The 25,975-nt window shown below is 43.4% G+C and carries 30 protein-coding genes; 2 read left to right on the top strand and 28 right to left on the bottom strand.

The features are described from left to right. Positions 1–138 precede the first annotated feature (138 nt). The 27 genes from ACPUEY_RS01125 to ACPUEY_RS00995 form a co-directional block, all read right to left on the bottom strand. On the bottom strand, positions 139–504 hold the full coding sequence (locus ACPUEY_RS01125) for a lipopolysaccharide assembly protein LapA domain-containing protein (RefSeq protein ID WP_131274578.1): 366 nt from the start codon (positions 502–504) through the stop codon (positions 139–141). Positions 505–525: 21 nt separating this feature from the next. Further along, positions 526–828, bottom strand: coding sequence for an integration host factor subunit beta (locus ACPUEY_RS01120; RefSeq protein ID WP_086174991.1), 303 nt, complete (start codon positions 826–828; stop codon positions 526–528). Positions 829–988: 160 nt separating this feature from the next. Beyond that, a complete protein-coding gene (gene rpsA / locus ACPUEY_RS01115) occupies positions 989–2,665 on the bottom strand; it encodes a 30S ribosomal protein S1 (RefSeq protein ID WP_086195468.1) in 1,677 nt (558 codons plus the stop codon). A 107-nt stretch (positions 2,666–2,772) separates the two neighbouring features. Beyond that, on the bottom strand, positions 2,773–3,456 hold the full coding sequence (gene cmk / locus ACPUEY_RS01110; protein WP_425120830.1) for a (d)CMP kinase: 684 nt from the start codon (positions 3,454–3,456) through the stop codon (positions 2,773–2,775). A 17-nt stretch (positions 3,457–3,473) separates the two neighbouring features. Beyond that, the gene (locus ACPUEY_RS01105) at positions 3,474–3,905 is read right to left on the bottom strand and encodes an SRPBCC family protein (protein ID WP_425120829.1); all 432 of its coding nucleotides are present in this window, start codon (positions 3,903–3,905) and stop codon (positions 3,474–3,476) included. 58 nt (positions 3,906–3,963) lie between these two features. Beyond that, a complete protein-coding gene (tadA, locus tag ACPUEY_RS01100) occupies positions 3,964–4,485 on the bottom strand; it encodes a tRNA adenosine(34) deaminase TadA (protein WP_425120828.1) in 522 nt (173 codons plus the stop codon). 4 nt (positions 4,486–4,489) lie between these two features. Further along, positions 4,490–5,614: an enoyl-CoA hydratase/isomerase family protein gene (locus ACPUEY_RS01095; protein WP_425120827.1), complete on the bottom strand. Its 1,125-nt coding sequence runs from the start codon at positions 5,612–5,614 to the stop codon at positions 4,490–4,492. Further along, complete coding sequence (gene ung / locus ACPUEY_RS01090) at positions 5,611–6,324, bottom strand: uracil-DNA glycosylase (protein WP_086195473.1); 714 nt, start codon at positions 6,322–6,324, stop codon at positions 5,611–5,613. Before ung ends, ACPUEY_RS01095 begins: the two co-directional genes overlap by 4 nt. 46 nt (positions 6,325–6,370) lie before the next feature. Beyond that, positions 6,371–6,967: a 6-pyruvoyl trahydropterin synthase family protein gene (locus ACPUEY_RS01085; protein WP_092818355.1), complete on the bottom strand. Its 597-nt coding sequence runs from the start codon at positions 6,965–6,967 to the stop codon at positions 6,371–6,373. A 172-nt stretch (positions 6,968–7,139) separates the two neighbouring features. Next, the gene (gene gspK / locus ACPUEY_RS01080) at positions 7,140–8,087 is read right to left on the bottom strand and encodes a type II secretion system minor pseudopilin GspK (RefSeq protein ID WP_425120935.1); all 948 of its coding nucleotides are present in this window, start codon (positions 8,085–8,087) and stop codon (positions 7,140–7,142) included. Between the two features lie 18 nt (positions 8,088–8,105). Then, positions 8,106–8,789, bottom strand: a complete 684-nt coding sequence (gspJ, locus tag ACPUEY_RS01075; protein ID WP_425120826.1) for a type II secretion system minor pseudopilin GspJ — start codon at positions 8,787–8,789, stop codon at positions 8,106–8,108. After that, positions 8,786–9,217, bottom strand: coding sequence for a type II secretion system minor pseudopilin GspI (gspI, locus tag ACPUEY_RS01070; RefSeq protein ID WP_425120825.1), 432 nt, complete (start codon positions 9,215–9,217; stop codon positions 8,786–8,788). The genes gspJ and gspI overlap by 4 nt, the downstream gene beginning before the upstream one ends. Before the next feature lie 91 nt (positions 9,218–9,308). Next, positions 9,309–9,869 (bottom strand): type II secretion system protein, encoded by a 561-nt coding sequence (locus ACPUEY_RS01065; protein ID WP_425120824.1) that lies wholly within the window; start codon positions 9,867–9,869, stop codon positions 9,309–9,311. Between the two features lie 9 nt (positions 9,870–9,878). Beyond that, positions 9,879–10,493, bottom strand: coding sequence for a TetR/AcrR family transcriptional regulator (locus ACPUEY_RS01060; protein WP_425120934.1), 615 nt, complete (start codon positions 10,491–10,493; stop codon positions 9,879–9,881). 45 nt (positions 10,494–10,538) lie between these two features. After that, positions 10,539–11,312, bottom strand: a complete 774-nt coding sequence (locus tag ACPUEY_RS01055) for a TatD family hydrolase (protein WP_131274585.1) — start codon at positions 11,310–11,312, stop codon at positions 10,539–10,541. Between the two features lie 26 nt (positions 11,313–11,338). Continuing rightward, positions 11,339–11,680, bottom strand: a complete 342-nt coding sequence (locus tag ACPUEY_RS01050) for a PilZ domain-containing protein (protein ID WP_261181408.1) — start codon at positions 11,678–11,680, stop codon at positions 11,339–11,341. A 21-nt stretch (positions 11,681–11,701) separates the two neighbouring features. Then, positions 11,702–12,685, bottom strand: a complete 984-nt coding sequence (locus ACPUEY_RS01045; protein WP_425120823.1) for a DNA polymerase III subunit delta' — start codon at positions 12,683–12,685, stop codon at positions 11,702–11,704. 13 nt (positions 12,686–12,698) lie between these two features. Further along, complete coding sequence (gene kdsB / locus ACPUEY_RS01040) at positions 12,699–13,460, bottom strand: 3-deoxy-manno-octulosonate cytidylyltransferase (RefSeq protein ID WP_425120822.1); 762 nt, start codon at positions 13,458–13,460, stop codon at positions 12,699–12,701. 12 nt (positions 13,461–13,472) lie between these two features. Then, the gene (gene lpxK / locus ACPUEY_RS01035) at positions 13,473–14,480 is read right to left on the bottom strand and encodes a tetraacyldisaccharide 4'-kinase (protein WP_425120821.1); all 1,008 of its coding nucleotides are present in this window, start codon (positions 14,478–14,480) and stop codon (positions 13,473–13,475) included. 3 nt (positions 14,481–14,483) lie between these two features. Continuing rightward, positions 14,484–16,211 carry a lipid A export permease/ATP-binding protein MsbA gene (msbA, locus tag ACPUEY_RS01030; RefSeq protein WP_425120820.1) on the bottom strand — a complete coding sequence of 576 codons (1,728 nt, stop codon included), beginning with the start codon at positions 16,209–16,211 and terminating at the stop codon, positions 14,484–14,486. Next, the gene (locus ACPUEY_RS01025; protein WP_092818364.1) at positions 16,208–16,633 is read right to left on the bottom strand and encodes an ExbD/TolR family protein; all 426 of its coding nucleotides are present in this window, start codon (positions 16,631–16,633) and stop codon (positions 16,208–16,210) included. Before ACPUEY_RS01025 ends, msbA begins: the two co-directional genes overlap by 4 nt. Positions 16,634–16,644: 11 nt before the next feature. Further along, positions 16,645–17,283, bottom strand: coding sequence for a MotA/TolQ/ExbB proton channel family protein (locus ACPUEY_RS01020; protein WP_425120819.1), 639 nt, complete (start codon positions 17,281–17,283; stop codon positions 16,645–16,647). A 29-nt stretch (positions 17,284–17,312) separates the two neighbouring features. After that, positions 17,313–18,200: a ParB/RepB/Spo0J family partition protein gene (locus tag ACPUEY_RS01015; RefSeq protein WP_092818366.1), complete on the bottom strand. Its 888-nt coding sequence runs from the start codon at positions 18,198–18,200 to the stop codon at positions 17,313–17,315. Further along, positions 18,197–18,979, bottom strand: a complete 783-nt coding sequence (locus ACPUEY_RS01010) for a ParA family protein (RefSeq protein ID WP_425120818.1) — start codon at positions 18,977–18,979, stop codon at positions 18,197–18,199. The genes ACPUEY_RS01015 and ACPUEY_RS01010 overlap by 4 nt, the downstream gene beginning before the upstream one ends. A gap of 24 nt (positions 18,980–19,003) precedes the next feature. After that, positions 19,004–19,636 carry a 16S rRNA (guanine(527)-N(7))-methyltransferase RsmG gene (rsmG, locus tag ACPUEY_RS01005; RefSeq protein ID WP_425120816.1) on the bottom strand — a complete coding sequence of 211 codons (633 nt, stop codon included), beginning with the start codon at positions 19,634–19,636 and terminating at the stop codon, positions 19,004–19,006. A gap of 84 nt (positions 19,637–19,720) precedes the next feature. Continuing rightward, positions 19,721–20,410 (bottom strand): N-acetylmuramate alpha-1-phosphate uridylyltransferase MurU, encoded by a 690-nt coding sequence (gene murU, locus ACPUEY_RS01000; protein WP_425120814.1) that lies wholly within the window; start codon positions 20,408–20,410, stop codon positions 19,721–19,723. Continuing rightward, positions 20,411–21,424 (bottom strand): aminoglycoside phosphotransferase family protein, encoded by a 1,014-nt coding sequence (locus tag ACPUEY_RS00995; RefSeq protein ID WP_425120812.1) that lies wholly within the window; start codon positions 21,422–21,424, stop codon positions 20,411–20,413. 120 nt (positions 21,425–21,544) lie between these two features. On the opposite strand from ACPUEY_RS00995, the gene ACPUEY_RS00990 reads away from it, so the two are divergent. Continuing rightward, positions 21,545–24,013: an LPS-assembly protein LptD gene (locus ACPUEY_RS00990; protein WP_425120933.1), complete on the top strand. Its 2,469-nt coding sequence runs from the start codon at positions 21,545–21,547 to the stop codon at positions 24,011–24,013. Beyond that, on the top strand, positions 24,013–25,323 hold the full coding sequence (locus ACPUEY_RS00985) for a peptidylprolyl isomerase (RefSeq protein ID WP_425120811.1): 1,311 nt from the start codon (positions 24,013–24,015) through the stop codon (positions 25,321–25,323). Before ACPUEY_RS00990 ends, ACPUEY_RS00985 begins: the two co-directional genes overlap by 1 nt. A 138-nt stretch (positions 25,324–25,461) precedes the next feature. Here the strand turns inward: ACPUEY_RS00985 and hfq are convergent, their stop codons facing one another. Continuing rightward, on the bottom strand, positions 25,462–25,974 hold the full coding sequence (gene hfq, locus ACPUEY_RS00980) for an RNA chaperone Hfq (protein ID WP_425120810.1): 513 nt from the start codon (positions 25,972–25,974) through the stop codon (positions 25,462–25,464). Position 25,975 lies beyond the last annotated feature (1 nt).

Here is a 25,975-nt window from a genome sequence, read left to right as displayed (position 1 = left end):
TGAATTTTCATGATGAGATTAACGTATATAGATAAAAAAACACCCTGAAGCATTTACCTTAGGGTGTTTTAAAATTGATTCAATCTTTCGGTTTCAAGCTGGCGGCTAAAACCTAAAAATTATCGCCAACATACAGAATTACAAGGGATTAGACGAACGATCATTCGGATGAATGTCTAAAACTGTTTTTTCATGTCTGCTATGGGCTGCTGCCTCAGCTGCCGCCAACTGTGCAGCCTGTATTTGTTCTTTTCGAAGATGCTCAATGTCCTTACGTAGACGCTTAATTTCCCAATGATTTTGAAATACCCGGAAAATTTGAACCCCTAACAACAAACCCAATACCAAACCTAATGCCAAGGTTAATAACAGCAATAAACCTAAACGCATTGCAGGTACCTGCGTAAACAGCAGGTCTACCGAAAGTTCAGTACCGTTTTGTAGTACAAGTGCTAATGAATAGCCAAAAAGTACAATGAGTAATGCGACTAAAACGTAACGCATAAACACCCCATAAATTTTTTATTACTGTGCAGATTCGTTTACTGCATCACGCAATGCTTTACCAGGTTTAAAATGCGGAACCGCTTTTGCAGCTACTTCAACAGATCGACCTGTTTTAGGATTACGCCCCACACGTGGATCACGGTGATGCAAAGCGAAACTGCCAAAACCCCGAATTTCAATACGATTATCAGATGATAATGCAGCTATCATTTGATCAATCATAATCTTAACAGCTTCTTCAACTAAAGGCTCTGCTAAGTGTGGATTTTTTAGTGAAATTCGCTCTATTAAGTCAGACTTATTCAGTGCTTCCGTAGTCATCTGCGACCTCTTTAATTATCAAGCTACTTTGTAGATGAAACGATAATAACCTGTTTAAATACAAAACGGTAGCGTAATAAGTTAATACTACGCTACCGTTTACAGTATTTGTGTAAAAAGTATTAGTTAATTTACATTAACAATACATTTTCACCTCTACTTAGTTGCCCATTTGAGCTTTGATCAAATCACCAATAGTCTTAGGACCATTGTCTTGACCAGCTGCAGCTGTTTTCAAGTTAGCAACCGCTTCTTTTTCTTCAGCTTCGTCTTTCGCTTTGATAGACAAGTTGATAGAGCGAGATTTACGGTCTACATTGATGATTTTAGCTTCAACTTCTTGACCCACTTCAAGGAACTTAGTTGCATCTTCAACGCGGTCGCGGTTGATTTCAGATGCTTTAAGAGTCGCTTCAACTTCGTCTGCTAACTTAACAGTCGCGCCACGAGCGTCAACTGCAGTTACAGTACCTTTAACAAGCGCACCGCGTTCGTTAGCAGCCAAGAAATCGTTAAACGGATCGCTGTTCATTTGTTTGATACCAAGGCTGATACGGTTGCCTTCAGCATCTACAGACAGGATAACCGCTTCAACAGTGTCACCTTTCTTGTAACGACGGATCGCTTCTTCGCCTTGTTCGTTCCAAGAGATGTCAGACAAGTGAACTAGACCGTCGATACCACCTGGTAAACCGATGAAGATACCGAAGTCAGTGATTGACTTGATTGTACCTGAAACTTTTTCGCCTTTGTCGTGGTCTTTAGCAAACTCTTCCCATGGGTTAGCACGAGTTTGTTTGATACCCAAAGAAATACGACGACGTTCTTCGTCCACTTCAAGAACCATAACATCAACTTCGTCACCAATCTGAACAACTTTAGATGGGTGGATGTTTTTGTTAGTGTGGTCCATTTCTGAAACGTGTACTAAACCTTCAACGCCTTCAGCGATTTCAGCGAAGCAACCGTAGTCAGTCAGGTTAGTTACGCGTGCTTTAACGATAGAACCTTTAGGGTAACGGTTCATGATCGCTAACCATGGATCTTCGCCTAATTGTTTAAGGCCTAAAGATACGCGGTTACGTTCGCGGTCGAATTTAAGTACTTTAACAGTAACTTCTTGTCCAACTTCAACAACTTCTGAAGGGTGCTTGATGCGTTTCCAAGCCATGTCAGTGATGTGAAGAAGACCGTCGATACCACCAAGGTCAACGAACGCGCCGTAATCAGTAAGGTTCTTGATTGTACCTGTAACTGTTTGACCTTCTTCAAGCTGAGCAAGAAGAGCTTCACGGTCAGCTGAAGATTCAGCTTCCATAACAGCACGACGAGATACAACAACGTTGTTACGTTTAGCATCAAGTTTGATTACTTTGAATTCTAACTCTTTGCCTTCAAGGTGAGTTGTGTCACGGATAGGACGAGTGTCTACCAATGAACCTGGCAAGAACGCACGAACTGGACCGATGTCAACAGTGAAACCGCCTTTAACTTTACCAGAGATAACACCAGTAACGATTTCGCCGTCTTCAAAGATTTTTTCAAGTTTAGTCCAAGTTTCAGCACGTTTCGCTTTTTCACGTGATAAAACTGTTTGACCCATACCGTTGTCAAGAGCTTCAACAACAACGTCAACAGTATCGCCAACTTGAACTTCAAGTTCACGTTGGTCGTTTAAGAATTCAGCGCGGTCAACGATACCTTCTGATTTAAGGCCAGTGTCAACTGTTACCCAGTCAGAGTCGATGTTTACTACAACGCCTTGGATGACTGCACCCTTTTCAACGTTGAGGTTTAATTCGCTTTCTTCAAAGAGGGCTGCAAAAGATTCGGTCATGATATACCTGATAAAGTCAGCGGTCTTGGATCAGACAAGGCCGGTTTAATTAAGCTTCCACATAGTCCGTAATAAACTGATCAAGCTATGCTTTAGCTGAAAATTCTTTAATTGGCTAATTGCTGGTCAACAAAGGTGGTCATCAACTTGAATACTTCATCAATGCCCAATGTAGAACTATCGATAATATAAGCATCTGCTGCTGGCTTGAGTGGTGCGACGGTGCGCTCCATATCACGTTTGTCTCGAGCTTGTATATTAGCTAAAATGTCGTTTATTTTAACATCTAGCCCCATAGCCTGCAACTGCTTTACTCGTCGCTCCGCTCGGGATTCAGCCGATGCCGTCAGGTAAATCTTGGCTTGAGCTTCCGGAAAAATGGAGGTTGCCATATCCCTGCCATCGGCAACCAGTCCCGGAGCTTGTGCAAATGCACGTTGACGCTCCAATAGCGCTGCTCTAAGTTCTGGAACTACCGCAACTTTTGAAGCAAACTCTCCCACCCGTTCGGTACGGATGGTTTGAGTCACATCTTCACCATCAAGCTCAACTCGGGTACCCGATTCAGTCGTCATAAATTTTATGTCTAAATTTGTTGCAATTTTAACGCACTGCTCCAGTTCGGAATCCAGGCAATCAAGTAAATCCTGTTGATGTAATGACAGCCCGAGCAGACGATACAGAGCACCTGAATCAAGCAAATGAAATTGATAATGTGCTGCCAGTTTAGCCGCAAGTGTGCCTTTTCCAGAACCACTCGGCCCATCTATGGTAATAATTTGAACTGTCATTAATTTTCCACTTTACGCTATACAGTTTTAGCTAATTTTGAAAAACCTAGTTTAATCGCAGATTTAAGCTGTGCAAGGATTAATTTACTGATAAAAGGTGCACGTGCCTGCAATTCAATGGTATAGGTGACCAGGGTCTTATCGGCAGCTTTGGCTTCGAACTCGATAATGCCCAAATGGTGTTTCACCAAAGGATTCTTCACAATCTGGTATTCGATACGCTGGTTCGGTTCCAGCAGGGTAATCTGTTCTCGTAAAGGCTTGATGGGACCAAAACCCATACGACGCACCGAACCCACCCCATCCGGACGCTCAGGATCACTGGAATCTTTAACCCGTTCAACCTGAATTGGTGCAAAGGCTACATTGTAGGTCGCATGCTTGGATAACAGATCAAAAACCTGATCGACGGGTGCGTTAAATTCTTTTTTTACTTGAATAGAATTCATGACTTATCCTGATTTTTATTGACAATACTCATTGTCATTATAGTTTACATGATTTGAATTAATGATTTTGATCATTTAGAGATTTTTCTTGTAATTTCTGCAATCGCTTTTGCTCACGGCGCATCTTGAAAAAATTGCTGAGCTGCTGGGAGCACTGTTCCTGCATACAACCTGCCTCATACTCAAAAACATGATTGTAATACCCTGTTTCAAATAATCGACGCACGCTCATTAAGGAACCTGCTTTCGGTTCAGTTGCACCGAACACGACCTTGGAAACCCGTGCATGAATCAAAGCCCCAACACACATGGTACAAGGCTCCAAGGTCACATAAAGCACCGCATCTTCAGGTAATCGATAGTTATTCAGATTTGTACAGGCCTGGCGCAAGGCCTGAACTTCAGCATGGGCGGTCGGATCATTTAAAGAAATGGGTGCATTATGTCCTGCACCAATAATCCGGTTTTGACTGACGATTACCGCGCCCACAGGAATCTCCTGTTTTGAAGCGGCAATTGCAGCCTGCTCATAAGCAAACTGCATCCAGTATTCATCAGTCAGTTGTGTAACATCAGTCATAGGGTTAACTGATGATCCCGTAATGCTTCAACAGATCATTCCAGCTTTGAATATTGGTCACTGGCGGACAATCCGACAAGATGGTTTTTAAAGAGAAATCACTGCCTTTTACCCATTCCGGAGAGAGGTCTTTATCGACCAGACGCGCCCGCACACCCTCAACGAAATCAGGATGGCGAATCTTCCAGTTGGATATCTGCGTTTCAAGCTCAAAAACTTCATTCCAGGAATGAACGCGCTTGCCCCACTGCCAGAGCAGCCAGGTTAATGCCGCTGTAGTAGGCGAACCTTTTTGCAGATTTTCACTGGCTTGACGAAGCCAGTCACTGCGTGCATCACTGAGGCCAATAATAGATTCATAGTCATGTTCAAAGTTCACCCCGCGGCAAACACTATGAATGACATCGAGTGAATTTTGTAAGGGACCCGGACCCACTGGACGGTGCATACTGTTTAAAGTGTCATCAATGGCACGAAAATCCCCTGCCGGATAATGTCCCCAATCGATATTCAGCACTTTATCCAGCACATTGTCACGCTGCGCATCGCAAATATGGGTTGCCCAGCCAATTCCATAGGCACCGGCAGAGGTCATAATTGAACCGGTCAAACCGGTAAACAGGCCAATTGCTCCCCGGTCTGCCAGGAAGCGTGTCGCACCGACATCCGGATACAGGCCAATATTGATTTCAGGCATTGCCAAACGTGAATAAGGCGTCACCAGACGAAATGGTGCAGCCATAAACAGGCCCAGACCACCACCCATCACATAACCTTCACCCCACACCAGTACCGGCTTGGCATAGTTATGCAGCAATAAATCCAGTGCATATTCCTGTTCAAAGAATTTATTTGCCGTTGCAACTTCATCATTAATCACCAGCTGACGAAGTTTACGCACATCACCACCCGCACAGAAAGCCTTCGGGGTGGTTGAATCCAGCCAGATCGCTTTTACCGCATCATCATGGTGAAAATCTTGGAACACTTCCAAAAGTGCGGTAACGATAGATTCATCTAGAGCATGTAGAGATTTCGGCCGGTTCAGGCGAACAATGCGCCAGCCATTGATGGCTTCTTCTACAATGAGATCAGGATGATAATTTTTTAATTCAGGAGATTGTGTCATGCGTCCAGCTGCCAATTGATCGGCTCAATGCCATTTTGTTTCAGATAATTATTTGCTTTTGAAAATACTTTACAACCAAAAAAACCACCACGATTTGCTGACAGAGGAGAAGGATGTGCAGCTTTTAATACCAGGTGTTTATTTTGATCGATACGTTGTCCTTTACGTTGTGCATAGGCTCCCCAAAGGATAAATACAATATGCTCACACTGCTCATTTAAAGCATCAATCACATGATCGGTAAAGTCCTCCCATCCACGTTTTTGATGTGATGTCGGCTGTCCAGCCTCAACAGTCAATACCGCATTGAGCAATAACACACCTTGTTCAGCCCAACGGGTTAAATCGCCATGCTTGGGAACAGGAATCCCCAAGTCGGTGTTTAATTCATGAAAAATATTACGTAAAGATGGCGGTAATGCAACCCCTCTTTGCACAGAAAAACTTAATCCATGTGCCTGATTGGGCCCATGATATGGATCTTGCCCCAAAATAACGACTTTAACACGGTTGAAAGGTGTTGTATTTAAGGCATTAAAAATAAGGGAATTAGGGGGATATATAATTTTGTCTGCATGTTTCTCAGTCAGTAAAAACTGTTTTAAATCATCCATTTTCGCACTCAGCAAGAAATCGCTTAATGCATTTTTCCAACTTGCATCCAACTGGATTTTATCGAGTTTAGCTTGCTGTTGTTCCGTTAAAGACATACCTGCTTCCTAATTTTTTCGACCAGACCAAACTTTCTTATTGTCTTCAAATGTGTACTTGAAGATCGACGGTTGGATTTTGGAATTTCATGCCTTGTTGTAATTTTTCATACATTTTAGGATCTGCCCACTCCACTTGAACCTGTTCAGAAAACACAATCTGGTCAAGACTAAGCACACCCATTTGCGTATTTTCAATATCTTCGATAAAGCTTTGTGCATAACCGGTATCGGTTTCATGCACAATCACCGAATAAACCTCCACGTCGCCTTCCCCATTTTGGGTAATGGTCGAAGCCAGCACTTGCTGTGCCAGATAGAAAAAAATACGTGAAAACTGTTCTGCAGAGGGTGAAACAGGTAAAGATACCCAACGTGCACTAAATTTTTTGCACGCCTCAATATATTCAGCATCGTCATGCTGCCAGAAGCAGATTGCATGATCAAAACTGTCAAAGATATCCTTGATCACCCCTTTTAATAATCCGAAGTCATATACCATTTGACCATGATCAAGCCTGGACGCCTTGAGCAACAATTCAACTTTATAGCTATGACCATGAATTGAACGCTTACAGCGGTCCGATGTGCAATTTCGCACAATATGAGCATTTTCAAACTTAAATAACTTACGAATTAACATGTGCCCTGATGCAATCAAAAATCTGTGAATTAAATTTGATTATAAAGCAAAAGTGAAAGTTATAAAGCAAAAGTGAAATTCTGAACATTAATTTTACTGTTCAAGAGCATTGGAGAAATACATTAAGTTAAATAGAGGTGTTTCTCATTTTTCATTGTTTCTCGGGATCTGATTAGAATGGTGCCATGCTGCGAGATGCCACATACACCGCCTTATCCTTTCGCACCAGATCACTACTGAACTGGCGTTTACGTTCACCGAGCTGCACTTCAATTCTGGCTTTAAAATACGCAGATTTTACATCTAACAAATTGCCAGCCTCACTTCTCACCTCTGCACCAAGCTGTCTAAACGGTTCAATCTCCCAAAGCTCATTCACACTGGAAAAATACTCTAAATTGGCTTGGCGTTGTTGCAACAGCTGTTGCACCGTGTTGATATCCAGTTTGGGATCGAGACTGGCCAGCAGCATTGCCGGAGCAGTATTGATATTCACCTTGGTATCCGCATTTGGAGCAGCACTCACATAATCGGCAATTTGCAGATATTTTTTTCCTTCAAAGCCACGTACCAGTTTCAGTTCTTCTACACGATGAAATTTGCTGTTTGCCGGTAAATAGCCCTGTGGCAATCCCTGATAATAACTGGCTTCTGCACCCATCGAGCCTATGGTTTCGTTATCCGCATCTTGCCAGTCAATGACCGCTTCACTTAACTTTTCCGGCAATCCCACACGCAGCAGCAGTTTCTCAAACCAGGCTTTTGCCTGAGGATTGGGAGTACCATCCGCATTTACCAAGCTGTTTAAATTAAATTTGCCTGATTGATCTTCTAAAGTTCCCGCAATAAAACCATCCTCTACAGGAAAAGCCGGCATCGGTTTGGCCCAGTTTTCTTGCAAATAATCAATATTACCGGCATTTTCAGCATCATCGGCCAAAAGCTCTGAAAAAAAGGCTTCAGCACTTTTGGCATATAATAGTGACTGGTTTTGACGCATCAAATATGCCGTGTTTTCAGCTGTATTGGCCTGTCTTTTGGCAATGGTCGCAGCCAGGATGGTAGCCAATGCCACCATGACCAAAATCGTAATTAAAGCAACACCCTGTTGCGGCTTTATGTTCAATTGAGTCACACCTTAAGATGTAGATTTATTTGTATTGCTATTTGCATTGTTATTCAAAGTACTATTCTGCTGTTTTAAATAATCGGTGTTTAATAAACTGAAAATCCACTCATAGGCCACATCTTTGACGGTAAGTTTAATTTTAACGCCCTTCGGCAAGACCTGTTTTTGTGTGACATCGTTTAAATCCGCCTGACCCTCTGGCCACGCATTAAGCTCATTCGGATTTAATACCACAATTTCAAACTGGTCGACATCATTTAACAGCACACTGGACTCAGGCTGATCCCGACCTGTACTGTTTAAATTGCGATATTTCAGCCGGTACAGTTTCTTTTCATCGGCACGATATTGATATTCCACGCGCTCATCCGGCGAAATACCCTGCTGTAAAGGATCAGTCACACCGGTTTTGCTAAAATTAAATCGGCCATTTTGCAAAACCAAAGCAGGCTGAATATCGTTATTGAGGTTGGCATTCAGTGGCACAGCCTGAACGGTATCACGCAGAATCTGCTGATAGGCTTCCTGCAACTGACTCAATTGCATTTCGTGTTCAGCATTACGGTCTTTGACTTTGATCATATAATCAAAGACTTTCCAGCCTAATGCCGAAAGCACGCTAAAGATGGCAATCGCCACCAAAAGTTCAACCAAAGTGAAACCTTTGTTATTTTTTGCAGTCTGCTTTTTCATGCTTTGGCCTTCGGGTTAAAGAAAACCACATGTGTCACTCCTGATTCAACCTTGCCAGTTTCCGCATTTAACAAACTGACCTGTACTTCTATGCGTTGTACATTGGGACTGATGGTCGATTGTGCAGATTTGTCAATTTGCCAGGTTTCCCCTTGCTGGGTGACCTGTTTGGACTGGGTTCCCTGTAACCATTCCTGATTCACTTCCATCAGCGCCACTTCATTTAAGGCCACGAACTGTGCCTTGGTTCTTAAAATGGCATTCGAAGTCGCCTGGGTATATTGCATCGCCACTTTGGTAAAGGAAATTGCAGCAGTGGCGAAAATTGCCAGGGCCACCATCACTTCCAATAGCGTAAAGCCTGAGCGAGGATAAACGAAACAATGTTTCGTCCGAGCGCAAGATGACGAACCATGTTCGGAGTGCACATGATTAAGTCGAGTAATACTCGACCTGAGCGGTATTGCCTCGCAAGAAAGTTTGCAAGTTTTATCTAGTGAGCAGTGATGTTTTGAGTATCTAGCTTGCATTGATTTTACCCAGATGATCAATCTCGATTTCCTCACCAATCGGTCGCTGCTCAAAATAAAACTGAATCCGAACCGGTTTGGCTTCGCCATTACCCAGCCATAGCAGCTGTGGGGCATTCGAATTCAGCAAATCTTCATTATTGGCATTTTCATAAGCATGATCGAGTGAAGTAATGCTAAAAGAAACATGCTCCGGCAAAGCCCTTGGAGTAAATTCTGTATAATCTTGCCATTTTTTGTTTTCTTCAACAATTTGCGGAGCTACGGCTTGAATAGAAGGAACAATGTATTCAACCACTCCATAACGGAACGGTGATACATCAGTCGCACCGTGTACATCCAGGGCAAAAATGCGGGCCTGATCATTGGCTTCACGGTTAATCCTGCGTAAATCCATCATAAACACTTCCCGTGCCTGCATGGCTTTACGCTGGTCTACCCCGTTAATATTGGTCAGAATTAAAGAAGCCATGATTGCCATAATCACAATGACCACCATCAACTCAATTAGGGTAAAACCACGAATTGATAAGGGCTGGATTGGCTTCATGGCATACCTTTAAGCAAACTGTTCCGCAGAACTGACCTGTTTGGGCATTGCCAGTGCCTGATCGATATAGGCCACGCGCAATGTGTCACGCGACCCCAGATAACGCTGGTAAAAACTGGAATTCAGAATAGCCGCAGCACCATGGGTCAGGGCCCAAATGGAAGCCAAATAATCGCGTGTCGACATGCTGCTTTGAATGCTTTCCAGATAGCTTTCAGTCATACGGATAATAATCCGTAAACGCTGTTTTCTGACCTGATACAGTTCGCTAAATAGTAGATTGATCCCGATACCGGTCGTAGACAAGCGTTCTTCAATTTGATGGAACAGTACCGTGCGCTCAGGATGATGCAAATGATGCAGCATAAAGAAGGCCAGATGCTCTGGAAAAGCTTTCTCCGCGTCCTTAATCATCTCGAGCAACATGTGCTCATTACGGATAATGAGCAACATGTAGAGTTCATCCTTACTCTGGAAATGTTTATAGAGAGTTCCCTTCGCCAAATCGAGTTCTGCTGCCAACGCATCCAGTGTCATCCCTGATTCGCCATTTTCTAACAGCAGCTGCTCTGCAACCTGAAAAATTAACGCTTCTCTTGCTCGAAACTGAGCCTGACGATCCATCTTCACTCTGTAATTCTCTTCTGCGCTTATATCAATTTAATTTATTTACTTTAAATTAAGGAGGTTTTCAAAGTTCTGCATTGTAATGAAAGCAATTTCCTCAACGGACTTATCATATACATCACTTAAGGCTTTGGCTACATAAGGCACGTATTTTGGTTCATTAGATTTTCCTCTATATGGCATCGGTGCCAGATAAGGGCTGTCAGTTTCAATCAGCACCCGATCCAGCGGAACCTGCTTGGCCACATCGCGTAAATCTTGTGCATTTTTAAAAGAAACGATTCCGGAAAATGATACATAGTAACCACAATCCAGTACAGCTTTAGCGGTTTCCCAGTCTTCAGTAAAACAGTGCAAAATACCATGCGTGGATTTTTCAGCCCGGATGATATCCACAGTATCGTGTTTGGCAGCGCGGGTATGCACCACCACCGGTTTTTTCACCGCCTGAGAGGCATGGATATGACGGGCAAAACATTGTTTTTGTTCGGCAATAAAGTCGGTGCTATGGAAATAGTCCAGGCCAGTTTCACCAATCGCCCAGACTTTTTCAGGCTGTGCCAGTTCAATCAGATAATCTGTCGTGGCGCGTGCCATGACCGCAGGATCTTCACAAGGATGCACACCCACACTGTAACCTACATCAGCATGGCGTGAGGCAATTTTAGCCAGCTCGATATGATCGTCCAGATCAACCGAGATCGTCATGAATCTGGACACTCCCGCTTCACGCGCCTGCGCTAATGCCAGATCCAGATTGCCATCATAAGGCGTTAAATCCAGCATGGTTAAATGGCAGTGAGTATCTACAAACACGGCGATATCCTAAATCGTTTAAACAGCTACATAGTGTAACTAGTTCGACCTTCAGACTTAAGACCTGCCAGCAACTTTTCAGCTTCTGATTTGTAATAAACGCCTTTTTCTCCAGTCAATTGCATACCAAAGCCTTGTAACTTGATACCATTCTGTTTCTGGGACACCCAGATGACCTTACCGGTTAAAGGAATTTTCTGGGATTGCTCAGGCAAGGTTGCCAGCACAAAGACTTCTTCCCCCAGCTTGACCGGTTGTTTGGTCGGAATAAACAATCCACCACCAACAACATAAGGCATATAGCTGGCATATAAGGTATCTACATCTGGAATATTGGCATGAATAATACCGCCCATACGTGGTTGCATTGTTATTCCCCTTAAAAATATTTAAATGTTCATTAGTTTTATACACAATTGATCAAGCACTAAATTGCTTTGTACATTCTGCTCAATATATTGTTTGGCTTGCTGCAAATCCGAATAAACCGTAAATAAAAATTCCAAGGTATAGTGTTCGGATAATGCACTCAAATCCAGATCGGAATTTTTAACCTGCTGACTGAGCTTGACACAAATTAAATCGGACAACAAGTATTCAAACATTTGTGAAAATTCACTAAAACTCAGCGCCTTATTCCATTTGGTTGCAATCGCCATCGGCATATTTTTTTGCGTGACCAGTTTTTGCCAGTCCGTTAAAAATTCCTGCCGCTTATTTAACCACTCCGTTTCCGCCAATTGCATGGCTTGCAATGGCATCTGATTGGATAAATTCATCAACAGTTGTTTCTGGGTTTGACCTAAATCCGGTAAATGTTCGGTTAAATATGCATCCGCTTGAGTCACAGAAATACGGTCTAGCGCAAAATGCTGCAAACGGCTACGAATGGTCGCAGGAAGCTTTAGATAATGATCGGCCAGCAGGATGATTACCACCCGCTCACCCGGCTCTTCCAGGGTTTTCAGCAAGGCATTGGCAGAGGCGATATTTAAGGCTTCTGCCGGTTCAATCACGATCACGCGCCAGCCATCGACGGTTTGCTGCACAAAGGGCAATAAATCACGGATTTTTTCAATCTTGATTTTGGCATTCTGCTTTTTATTGTCTTCATCCGTGCTGATATGGACATAGTTGGGATGGGTATCGGACTTTAACCACAAACAGCTGCCGCATTCGCCACAAGGGGCATTGTTTTCATGACGATTGGCACATAGCACCCAAGCCAGAAAATATTGGGCAAAAGCTTCCTTGCCGCTGCCTTTTTTACCATAAAAAAGCAGGCCATGCCCCAGCTTGGGAAAGCGTCCGGTCAAGGTCTCCCAAACCGTTTGCTGCCATGGGTAAACTTGTGCCACAACATTATCTTGCATGGAGGTATTCACCTTATTCGAAGCAGGAAACGTCCATCTGATTCAAACGGTCCAGATCTGCTTGGGTATCTACACCCGGTGGCAAGTTGGCTTCTGCAACCGCAATCGCAATACGGTGACCATTTTCCAGTACACGTAATTGTTCCAGACTTTCCAGTTTTTCCAATACACCCATATCCCAGGACACATATTCTTGCAGCAAATTCACACGGTAAGCATATAGCCCCAAATGACGGTATGCCTGTTGATGTAATTGCTGAATTTCTTGTTTGACACCATCACGGTCATAAGGAATTGTGGCGCGGCTAAAATACAAAGCCTGGTTATATTTGGACATTACCACTTTCACAATGCTGTCGCGCTGAAACTCTTCCAGGCTATGAATCGGCTCACAAAGGGTCGACATGGAAGATTCAGGTTGCGATTCCAGTAATTGAGCCACCTGCTGCACCAATTGAGCCGGAAGCAGAGGTTCATCACCTTGTACATTGACGATAATGTCTTCGCTGTCCCAGCCTTTAATATGGGCAACTTCACTTAAACGGTCGGTGCCAGAGGGATGATCTGCACTGGTGATGACAACATCCACACCTTCTGCACGGCAAACTTCTGCAATACGCTCATCGTCGGTTGCAACACATAAATCATTAAAACCAGCCACTTTTTTCGCCTGGTCGACCACTCGTAGAATCATGGGACGACCATGAATTTCCAATAGCGGCTTGCCCGGCAAACGGGAACTTGCAAAACGTGCTGGAATAACAATATGTTTCATAAACAATGAACCTTAAGAGATTGGAATGCTAAGTTGCTGTAACTGTTGATGCAAGACATCATAGCATTGTGGTGAAAGTACTGCTTCAACAGGAACCACCCAGATTTCCCGTTTAAAATTTGGATTTTGCTTTAATAGGGGCAGCAGTTTTACTGCGTCTTTTTCCGTAGTAATAATGGGATTGTTATCTTCAAACTGCAGATCCGTAATTTCATAATCATAGTGGTCAGGAAATTCATGGCACTGAAACTGGTGAATCCCCATGGAATCCAGGGTGCTGTAAAAACGCTGTGGAAAACCGATACCCACGACAGCATAAAAATTATCCGCCGGATTAAAAGATCTTTCATCTTCCGCATCATTCAGCAAATAAGGCGCAGCGACTTCTAAATGCATATTCAGTTCGGAATTGGGCTGAGTGGCATGCTCAATGACCGTCGCTGTTGTTAAGCGGCTTGGCGGTTCGCGCAAATATCCTTCAGGCAATAACTTTTGATTACCCAAACCACGATTCTGATCCAGCACAATCCACTCAATCTGACGTGCCAAAGCCCAGTGCTGCAAACCGTCATCACTGATAATTAAATCCAGCTCATGTTTAGACAACAGATATTCAATACTACGCTGCCGGTTTGAACCTACCACCATGGGTACACCAGTTGACTGCACAATCAGGCAAGGTTCATCACCAACAACCTCGGGGAGCGATTCCAAATCCACATAGGCGGGAAAAGGTCCTTTTCCACCGTAACCGCGACTGATGACACCGACACGGACATTTTGACTTTGTAGATAATTGACCAACTGAATCAGCAGCGGCGTTTTACCGCTGCCACCAACGGTAATATTGCCAATCACCATCACCGGAACTGGAGATTGATAGCTGGCCTTAACGCCACATTGGTAAAGCTTTTTGTTGAGTAAAAATCCACCACGATAAATCCATGACAAAGGTCTAAGCACAATCAACCACTTGGCCTGTCTATTCCAAGCATCTTGAATAAATTGTGCAAATGACATAAATCAATGTTCCTCGAAATTACGCTGATGCAATTGATAGTAAGCCCCATGTTCGGCAATCAATTCTGCATGCGTACCCTGCTCGACAATTTTACCGTGATCCATCACCACAATGCGATCCGCATTTTCAATGGTGGATAAACGATGGGCAATCACAATGGTTGTTCGGTCTTGCATGGCTGCATCAAATGCTTTCTGGATAAAATATTCAGATTCATTATCCAGCGCACTGGTGGCTTCATCCAGAATCAGGATCGGTGCATTTTTCAAAATGGCACGTGCAATGGCAATACGCTGACGCTGTCCACCCGAAAGGTTCAAGCCTTGTGCACCCAGTTGCGTGTCATAACCTTGTGGCAAGCTCATGATAAAGTCATGTGCATAAGCAGCTTTTGCGGCCGCAATGATTTCTGCATCGGTCGCATTTTCAAGCTGGCCGTAGGCAATATTTTCACGTACAGTGCGGTTAAACAATACCACCTGCTGGTTCACCATGGCAATTTGTGTACGCAAGCTATGCAGGTCTATATCTTGAATATTCTGCTGGTCCAGATAAATATGGCCAGAACTCAATTCCTGAAAACGCACCAGCAAATTGACCAGAGAACTTTTGCCCGCGCCTGAACGACCGACCAATGCAATGGTTTCGCCCGCCTTGACATTCAGGTTGAAATCCTGAATCGCGTGATGCCCATCTGCATAAATCAGGTTGGCATTCTCAAACTGAATATTACCTTTAAGCACTGGCGTTAAAGCGCCTGCATTTTGCTCTTCAGGCAAATCCAGCAATTCAAAAACGGAATGTGCAGCAGCCATACCACGTTGCAGCTTTTCATTGATATCCGTCAATGCCTTGATCGGTTTGCTTAACATACCAGCTGCTGTAATGTAGGCAACGAATTCACCTGCACTGGTATCCCGCAAAATTTCCGGTCGTAAGGCAATCCAGATGATAATTGCCATGGCAATGGACATAATGAACTGCACAACCGGACTATTCAGTTGCTGTACCACCACCATTTTCAAACCGCGTCTTAAGTTTTCCAGCGAGTTTTCACGAAAACGCGTTTGTTCATATTCCTGCCCGCCAAAACCCTTAACAATTAAATTCCCATTCACCGTTTCCTGCACCACATGGTTAACATCCCCCATGGTGTCCTGAACTTGCAGGGATAGTTTACGCATACGTTTTGATGCTTTGCGAACCAGCAACCCCATCAGTGGAGCAAAAATCAGAATAATCAGGGTAAGTCGCCAATTGCTATATAACAGATAGCCTAACAAACCAATCGTAATCAGACCTTGCTGGACAAGGGTTTTTAGAGATTCAGATGAAGCAGCCGTTAATTGCTCCACGTTATACATGATTTTAGCGGTAATATGTCCGCTGGTATTATCCAGATAATATTGCGATGGAAGTTTAAGTAATTTTCCAAAAACTTCCTGACGGATATTAAACACCAGATTACGTGAGATGACTGCGGTATAATAGCCTCCAATAAAGGAACCTAGACCGCGAAAAAACATCAATAAAATAACCAGAAAAGGAAATATAGAAGTAAAGTTCTGGTCTCTGTGCTGGATGGCGGTAATGATTTTTTCCAGTAATTTCGCAATGGAAACCTCAGTCGCTGCACTAATTGCAAAACCGATAAAAACCAGTATTGCCACACCCCAAAAAGGTTTCAAATATCCTAAAAGACGCAGATAGACCTTAAAATCTTGCTTCACTCATAACCCCTAGACGGAACTTTGGTACTAATATTGACGTTCACAAAACCTAACTGTCCTGCTACATCCATCACACGAATGACATCCTGATGCGTTGCCTTGGCATCCGCAGCAATAACAAACATTAAATCACGCCGGTCATTGGAAATCTGTTTAATTGCGGTACTTAAGTCGACCACTTCCTTACTGGCAATTGATTGTCCATTAATAGAATAGTGTCCAGAAGCATCTACCACCACTTCAATTTTATGATCATACTGCTTGGGAGGCACCCCTTGCGCATCCGGCAAGGTTAAATTCATGCGGCTAAACTGGTTGAATGTGGTGGATAGCAGTAGAAAAACCAGGATAAATAGCAAACAGTCAATCATAGGTGTCAGGTTAATGTGAATATCTTCAACTTGTGTGCGTTTGAATTTCATGTTTCACCACCTTAACCTGCTTTTCTAATATCTTGTTCTTCATCTGTAGAATTTTGATAGAAAAGTGCTGCATGAAACAAGGTCGATTGCTGTTCAAGCTCTGCAATATATTCTTGTACCAAACGCTGAAAATAGCGATAGGCAAACAGTGCCGGAATGGCAATAAACATCCCTGCTGCCGTTGTGATCAACGCTTTTGAAATACCCGGAATCATTAAAGTAGGATTGCTATTGGTGCCTAAATCAATCACCAGAAAGGATTCGATAATGCCCAGAACCGTACCCAACAAACCCAAAAGTGGTGCTACCGCACTCAACGTTCCCAAGAAGTTGATGTTTTTTTCCAGATAACCAATTTCTTGCGATGCGGTCGTTTCCATCTGTGCACGGGCAAATTGCTGATTTTGACTTTTACTTTGGTAACCCGCCATAAAAATTCGACCTAAAGTACTCGCTTGTAAGGCTTGATCCTGCTGTAACTGCTGCATGACCGCATCAGTATTTTGCGCAGAGTTTAGTAACAATACCTTAGGCAGAATCATTGATTTTTTTAAGCGAATAAAGCGTTCAATCGTGATTGCAACGGTAAAAATTGAACATAAAACAAGGGGAAGCATCAGCCACCCACCCGCCTTAACTAATTCCCACATATGTTTTCCCCAATAAAAATTTTAAAAAATTATTCTGCAAAGCAGATATTTAAAATACCGTCCAATTCATCAAGTGAATGGTATTGAATAACAAGTTTTCCCTTGCCTTGTTTATTATGATCAATCTTCACATCTGCACTGAAACGCTCTGCCAAACGCTGCGTCAGTTGCTGAATATCGGGTGCAATTTCAGCTTTCGGTTTTTCTTGTTTTGGCGTATTAAAGTCGCGTACCAGTTGTTCGGTTTGACGTACAGATAAACTTTTTTCAATCACATGTTCTGCAACTTTAAGCTGGTCCTTGGCTTTCAAGGTCAGGATGGCACGTGCATGCCCCATATCCAGCAAACCTTGCTGCATGAAATCTTTTACCGATTCAGCCAATGTGAGTAACCGTAACAGGTTGCTGACTGTGGTACGCGCCTTACCGACAGTATCGGCAATTTCCTGATGGCTCAAACCGAATTCTTCATGGAAACGCTGGAGTGCCATCGCCTGATCGATCGGGTTTAAATCCTGACGCTGAATGTTTTCAATCAATGCCAGGGCGATGGCAACCTGATCATTCAAGTCACGAACAATTGCAGGAACTTCAGTTAAACCCGCCAGTTGTGCAGCACGCCAGCGACGCTCACCGGCAATAATTTCATAGGGATGCTTTTCATCATCAATTGGACGAATCACAATCGGCTGCATGACCCCATGCTTTTCAATTGATGCTGCCAGCTCCTGAAGATCTTGCTCATGAATAAAACGACGCGGCTGATATTCACCGCGTTTTAATAAATGGACATCAATCTGTTTCAGCTGACCATGATCTAACGCTTGAGCTTCCATTTGTAATTTTTCTTTCTGGATTGAGCCAAGCAAGGCATCCAGACCACGACCTTTAGCTAGTCCGCGTTTTTTTGTGGTCATGCGTTACTTCCTTTTTTTACTTTACTTTTCTTTAACATCTCAGCTGCCAGATTCAGGTAAGCAACTGCACCCTTGGAGTTTTTTTCAAAATAGATAATCGGCAAGCCATGTGCCGGTGCTTCAGCCAAACGTACATTACGCGGAATCACCGTATCATAGAGCTTTTTGCCAAAATACTGTTCCAGTTCTTCCGACACATCACGGGTTAATGCATTACGTGCATCGTACATGGTGCGCAGCACACCCACGATTTCAAGATCAGGATTCAAAGCCTGCTGAATGCGGTCAATGGTTTGGGTTAAATCGGCCAGACCTTCCAGGGCATAGTATTCACACTGCATCGGAATCATGACACCCTGCACGGCGGCCAAGGCATTCACCGTAATCAGACTCAGGCTTGGCGCACAGTCAACAATAATATAGTCAAAAGAAGATTCAATTTCTTGCAATGCGTCACGCAAAATATATTCGCGGCCATCCTGCTCGGCAATGGCAAGTTCAACACCCGCCAAATCGCGGTTAGCCCCGAGAACTTTATAACCGACTTCCGCTTTGGTAATTGCCGTTTCAATCGGGACTTCACCCAATAAAACATCAGTAACCGAATACAAAAGATCATTTTTCTGGATTCCAGACCCCATCGTGGCGTTGCCTTGCGAATCCATATCCACAAGTAAAACGCGCTTTTTTAAAACAGCTAACGATGCTGCCAAATTTACTGCGGTTGTGGTTTTACCTACGCCACCTTTTTGGTTCGCAATCGCAATAATTTGTGCCATGGTGACCCCAATCCTTCGAAAAAATTAAATATGTTTCAATAAAAGCAAATGACGTTGTTCATCTAAACGCGGAACTTTAAGTTCAATAATCTCAAAACTGAATTCATTTTTTAAAGCCTCTACTTCATCCTCAGGGATTAATCCTTTCATCGATGCAATAATACTGTGCGCATGCATAAAAGGTTTAGAAGCGGCAACAAAATCGGTTAAAGAGGCGAATGCCCGACTGGTAATGACATCGAACTGACCCAGTTCCTGAATGCTTTCTTCATTTTCGACACGCGTCTGTACAGCTACCACATTTTTTAGTTTTAAATCGGCAATAAACTGTTTCAGGAAACGGATTTTTTTACCGTTCGAATCGAGCAATACACACTGACGTTCAGGCTGGCATAATGCAATGATCATGCCTGGCATACCGCCACCCGTCCCGATATCCAGCAAACGGCCCTGAGGCAAATCTTTCAAAATACTCAAGCTATCCAGCAGATGCTTCACCAGCATCTCTTTGGGATCACGAATCGCGGTCAAGTTATATGCTTTATTCCACAGTACCAAAGCATCCTGGTATTTGAGTAATAAATTTAAAGCCTCATCGCTAAGCTCCAAACCCAAAGCTTGACTACCCTGCTTAAGTTCTTTGAAAAACTGATGCATATACAAATAACGTCTCGAAAAGTTAATGGAAGTATACCGATTTATACAACAAGTCACAGTAGCTTGTGCTTAGTGAATATGCACTTAATCGTACAAGCCTTGCTTAATTTGTTGATCCAGTACATTTAATCGCTCAGGAGTGCCAACATCGACCCAAACGCCCTGCATTTTGGATGCAGAAATTTGTTGCTCAAGCATCGCTTGCTTTAATAAAGGTGCCAGTGGTCGCTTGCCATTCTCCAAACCCGCAAACATCCCGGGCTGAATCACCGCAACGCCACTATAAGTCAGTGCTTCACCTGGCTGGTTTTGGTCAAAAGTATATGCGCGACCATTGGCCAGGGTAAAGTCACCATTTGGATGTTGAGCCGGATTCTCAACCAGAACCAGATGGGCGAGATCATTTTCCAGCTTCACATCCAGTAAAGTTGAAAAATCCATGGTGCTCCAGACATCGCCATTCACCAGAATAAAAGGCTCTTGTCCCAAAAGCGGTAAGGCATTAATAATGCCACCCGCTGTTTCCAGGCCTTCGCCTTCATGTGACCACAAGATATTGACGCCAAATTGAGAGCCATCTCCCAATGCCTGGGCAAGCTTTTCACCCAGCCATGCCGTATTAATCACAATTTCCTTTATGCCAATGTTTTGCAGTTTTTCAATATGCCAAACAATCAGAGGCTTTCCACCCACTTCCAGCAAGGGTTTTGGCGTATGCAAAGTCAGTGGACGCATGCGGTTACCCAAGCCCGCAGCAAGAATCATGGCTTTCATTTATGCAGCAACCTCATAGCAACCATATTTGGCTTCAAATTTCGGCATTACCTTCGCTTGAATAAACTGCATAAAAGGTTGCAGTTCTGCATAAGGCTTGCTTTCTTCGAGTAAATACCACATGACACGCGGTAAATCCTTGAGATAACCCGATTTGCCATCGCGTTCAAATAAGCGCACAAAAATGCCCAAAATTTTAATATGGCGTTGAATAGCCATCATGTCAGCATCTTTTTTAAACTGTTCGAAATCACGGTCCTGCTTTGCCGATTCAGGTAACAGGTCATAGAAAGTTTTAAACCATGTATAAACACGGTCCGCATTCCACTGTACATAAGCATCGCGGGTAATTGAAATCAGGTCGTAGGTATCTGCGCCAATGACGGCATCCTGAAAGTCAATCACACCCAGATTGGTTTCGCCTTCAATTTTCATCAGGTTGCGGCTGTGAAAGTCGCGATGCACAATCACTTGCGGCTGCGCCAAGGCAGCGTTGGCTAAAATGGCAAAAGTGCGTTTAATTAAAGCACTCTCCTCATCTGTCGGTTGAATGTGCAGTGAAGGCAACATCCAGTCCGTCAGCAGTTGCATTTCTGAAATCAGTTTTTCATAGGAGTAATCTGGAAAATGATGTGTTCCATCAATCGCCTGTAATTGAATCAGCTGTTTAAAACTTTGCTCATAATAATGGTCTACAGTTTGCTCATTCAGCAAGGTCGAAAGCAGGACATCACCAAAATCTTCCAGCAGCAAGAAGCCCAATTCCTGGTCTTTGGCAACAATATGCGGTACACGCACACCATTGTTATCAAAAAATTCATCGATCGTCACAAAAGGCCCACAATCTTCTTTTTCTGGTGGTGCATCCATGAGCATAAATGTTTTATTATTCAATTTGATTCGTGCATAACGACGGAAGCTTGCATCGCCTGCCAAAAAATGAGTCTCAAATTGATCTGAACCAAGTACAGATGTAATCCATGTTTGTATCAATTGTTCACGTTGTGTATTCATTTGCGATAAATTCTAATACAGGCTGAGTTTTTAAAGTGCTAAGTGTAGCCACTTATCAACTTTTTCTCTATGATGCGAGAATAATTAATTGCGATTAAGCATACTTGGTTAATGAAACAAATGAAGCATCAGTTTAAATTTAATCCTTTAGCGACTGCTATTTTAACCCTTTTATGTGGCAGCTCGATCTCAAGCTATGCTGAATCCACAATTCCGGCTTCGACTGTCGACAACCAAAAAATGAAAGACAGTATTCAGGAGTCGTATCCTGGACAACAATTTTTTGAACAATATTATGTAGACAAATCCTCCCCGGAAGCCCAGCAGCGTCAAGGACAGCATTTAAGCTCTGCTTATTGTAAAGGTGCCTGGATTACGCCGATCAGCCCGGAGACCAAAGCTGTAGATCCAAACAATGCCACATCTACAGTAACTGCAGATTATGGCCATTATGACCCGAATGGCGACTCCGTTCTTGAAGGCAATGTATTAATTGACCAGCAAGGCCGCCAGATTCGCGCCGATAAAATTACCATTGACCAGACCCAAACTTATGCCAATGCACAAGGCCGTGTGCAAATGGCACAAGCCGGCTTATTGGCACAAAGTGACCAGATCAATTACAACTTAAAGACCCAGCAAGGCGATTTAAATAACAGCTACTACATTTCTGAAGAGCAGCATGCGCATGGCATGGCAGAAAAAATTGCCCGCACATCAGAAAATGTGGTGGTGATGAATAATGCCACATATACCACCTGCCCCCCCGATGAAAAGCCAGGCTGGAAAATTCAGGCGGATAAAATCACCTTAAACAAGGAAACAGGACGCGGTGAAACACGCGGAACCAAACTGTATGTCAAAGAAGTTCCGGTACTCGCGGTACCTTATTTCAACTTCCCGATTGATGACCGCCGTACCACAGGTATTTTAAATCCAAATTTCGGTTTTTCTAACGATGGTGGCGTAGAGCTTGCTGTTCCTGTTTATTTAAACCTGGCACCGAATTACGATGCAACCGTTACACCACGCTACATCGGTAATCGCGGTGCAATGCTTGAAGGCGAATTCCGCTATTTAACGGAAAATTACGGCTCCGGTATGGTTTGGGGCGGCTACTTGGCTTCAGACAGTGAATATAACGACCAAGACCGTAAAGCTTTACAATTTTTACACAACTGGCAAATCAACAACCAGTTTTCCACCAATGTTGAATATAACTATGTTTCAGATAAAGACTATTTTGCCGATTTAAACAATAATCCAAATTCTAAAACCACTTTAAACTTGCGCCGTGCCTGGGAACTGAACTACGGCAACGGTATCCCTGGCCTTCGAGCCCAGTTAAAAGTAGAAGATTTCCAGACTGTAGATAAGTCGGTTTCCGATCAGGATCGTCCTTATGCACGTTTGCCGCAATTTTTACTCAACTATACAGCGGGTGACCCACAAGGTTTACAATTTGAATTTGACCATGATACGGCTTATTTCAAAAAAGATATCAATGCTTCCAGTTTAACCAACAATAACTCTTACGAACCGAGCGGCACGCGAATTTACAATGATTTTTCGGTACGTTACAACTATCGCAATCCCTGGTCGTTTGTCATTCCTGAAGTATCGCTACGTAATGTAAATACGTTCTATGATAAAGACACGCAACAAGTTATTAACCAACAAAGCCAGACCAGCTCTTCAAGTGAAAATCAATCGGTTACCATCCCTGAATTCACTTTAGATACCGGTTTAATCTTTGAAAAAGAAGGCAAGTATCTACAAACCCTGACTCCTCGTGCCTTCTACGCATATGCGCCCTATAAAAATCAGGATGGGCATCCAAACTTCGACTCGGCGCCTGCATCCATCAATTACGATCAGCTCTTTAACTCTCGTCGTTTCTATGGACATGACCGTTTAGAAGATAATAATTTCCTGTCTTTAGGACTAAGTTATAGTCTATTTGATGAAGTCGGTCTGGAACGCCTAAAAACCAGTGTCGGTCAAAGCTTCTTTTTTGAAGATCGTCGGGTAACGCTAGAAAATGAAACCGATCAGTTTGATACTGAGCGCCGTACCGGTCCAATTTTAAGCGTATCCAGCCAACTGTCGCAAAATTTCACCTTGGGTGCAAATTCTGCATGGATGTCGAATGGTGATAATGCCCAGCGTGATTTGCAGCTGTATTACACCGGCAATCAGGGTAACCTTTATAACCTGGGTTATTTCTACCGCAAAGACATTCCAAACCGCCAAGACCAGTATGACCAGGTTGTTGCATCATTCATTCAACCTGTAGCCAATAACTGGCGTATTTTAGGTCATGCCCAATATGATCTGGACAACAATGTCGCTCGCGAGTATTTACTCGGCGTAAATTATGAGTCATGTTGCTGGGGCATTTCGGTGTATGGCCGTTCTTACTATAATGACCTGGACAACGTGAATGATGAAGGTGTTTCACCAAAACGTGCCATTATGGCTGAAATTAGCCTCAAAGGTTTAGGCGGTTTCAACAACAAGCTTTCATCTTTACTCGAAAGCCGTATTCTAGGTTTCAATAATATTAATCAATCTTGGACACAACGTTAATGAAGACAATACAGTTAAAACATTTTTTTAAAGCGACTGCGCTTGCTTTAGCCTTATCTTCATCAATGACTACATTTGCTCAACCCTCAGATGAAGTGGTTGCCCTGGTAGATAACAGTGTCATTTTAAAAAGTGATTTAGAACAAGGCATCGCCGAACTCAAACATCAGCTACAAACGCAAAAAAAACAGCTGCCACCAGAACAGTATTTACAGCAGCAGGCATTGGACCAGTTCATTATTCGTCAAGCGCAACTTGAACAGGTTAAACGCTACAATATCAAACCGAATGAAAAAGAACTGAATGAAGCTGTGCTTAAGGTTGCAGGCCAATCTGGCACCAAGACTTTAGAAGCATTCCAGCAAAAGCTTGACGGTATTGCTCCTGGGACTTATGAATCCCTGCGCAATCGCATTGCAGAAGATTTGGCAATTAATCGCCTGCGTCAGCAAATTGTGATGTCCCGAATCAAAATTAGTGATCAGGATGTAGAAAACTTTTTGAAAACGCCACAAGGTCAAGCAGCTTTAGGCAGCCAGGCACATGTGATTCATATCCGTGTATCGGGTAATGACCAGGCAGCATTAGAAAAAACGGCAAAACTTGTCAAAGCTGAACTGAATAACAGCAATGATGTTAAAGCGATTGACCAAAAGTTCACCACCAAGACCGTTAAGGTCGAAGGTGCAGATATGGGCTTTAGAAACCTGTCTGACATCCCGGCTGAACTGGCTGCCCGCGTAAGCACGCTGCAGGAAGGTCAAACGACCGACCTGATTCCGGTACGTGACGGCATTCATGTTTTAAAATTGATTGAACGCAAAGGCGGCGAGCAAAAAGCGATCGTATCGCAATATCAGGTACGTCACATTCTGATTCAGCCTTCTGAAGTGGTAAGCCCTGAAAATGCCAAACAACAAATCGACAGCATTTACAACCGTTTAAAAGCGGGTGAAGATTTTGCCGTATTGGCCTCTACTTTTTCCAACGATCCCGGTTCTGCACGCGATGGCGGCAGCTTAGGCTGGGTGAACCCGGGTGTCATGGTGCCTGAATTTGAAGCACAAATGAAAAACACCCCTGTCGGTCAGACCAGTCAACCGTTCCAGACTCAATTTGGCTGGCACATTCTGCAAGTGACTGATACACGCCAACAAGATATGACGCGCGAATATCAGCAACGTATGGCACGTCAAATTCTGGGTGAACGTCAATTTGATGCTGAACTGGATAGCTGGTTACGTGAAATTCGCAGCAATGCCTTTGTAGAAATCAAAGATCCAAATCTGGACCGTAAAAAAAATAAATAATCCTTAGATGATTTGAGTTAAAAAACCAGTTGCCTAAACAACTGGTTTTTTATTATGGACAAGAAAATACATTATATCTATTCGCTTGTGCTCAAATAAAAAAGCCTCTCATAAAGAGAGGCTTTTAAGCATTAACAATTAACGATTATTTTCGTCGTCTTGAGAATCTTCAAATTTTGTTTCGCTTTCAAAACCCGGGTTTGATTGACCACCGAAGCCACCTTGACCACCGAAGCCACCTTGGCTACCAAAACCGCCTTGACCACCGAAGCCGCCTTGGCTACCAAAACCGCCTTGACCACCGAAGCCGCCTTGACCACCGAAGCCGCCTTGGCTACCAAAACCGCCTTGACCACCGAAGCCACCTTGACCACCGAAGCCACCTTGAGGCTGACCGCCACCAAAACCGCCAGCACCTTGAGCACCAGCAGGAGCACCGGCAGGACGTGGATTACGTGCAGGAACAACTGTAGAAATCGCATGTTTGTAAACCATTTGGCTTACAGTATTTTTTAACAAAACAACATATTGGTCAAATGATTCAATATGACCTTGTAACTTAATACCATTTACAAGGAAGATAGAAACAGGAATACGTTCCTTACGGAGAGAATTTAAGAACGGATCTTGTAAAGTTTGACCTTTAGACATG

It is taken from the genome of Acinetobacter sp. G11, assembly GCF_049808495.1.
GTDB lineage: Bacteria > Pseudomonadota > Gammaproteobacteria > Pseudomonadales > Moraxellaceae > Acinetobacter > Acinetobacter kookii.
The sequence above is the reverse complement of the archived record's forward strand: the minus strand, read 5'-3'. Positions and strand labels throughout refer to the sequence as shown.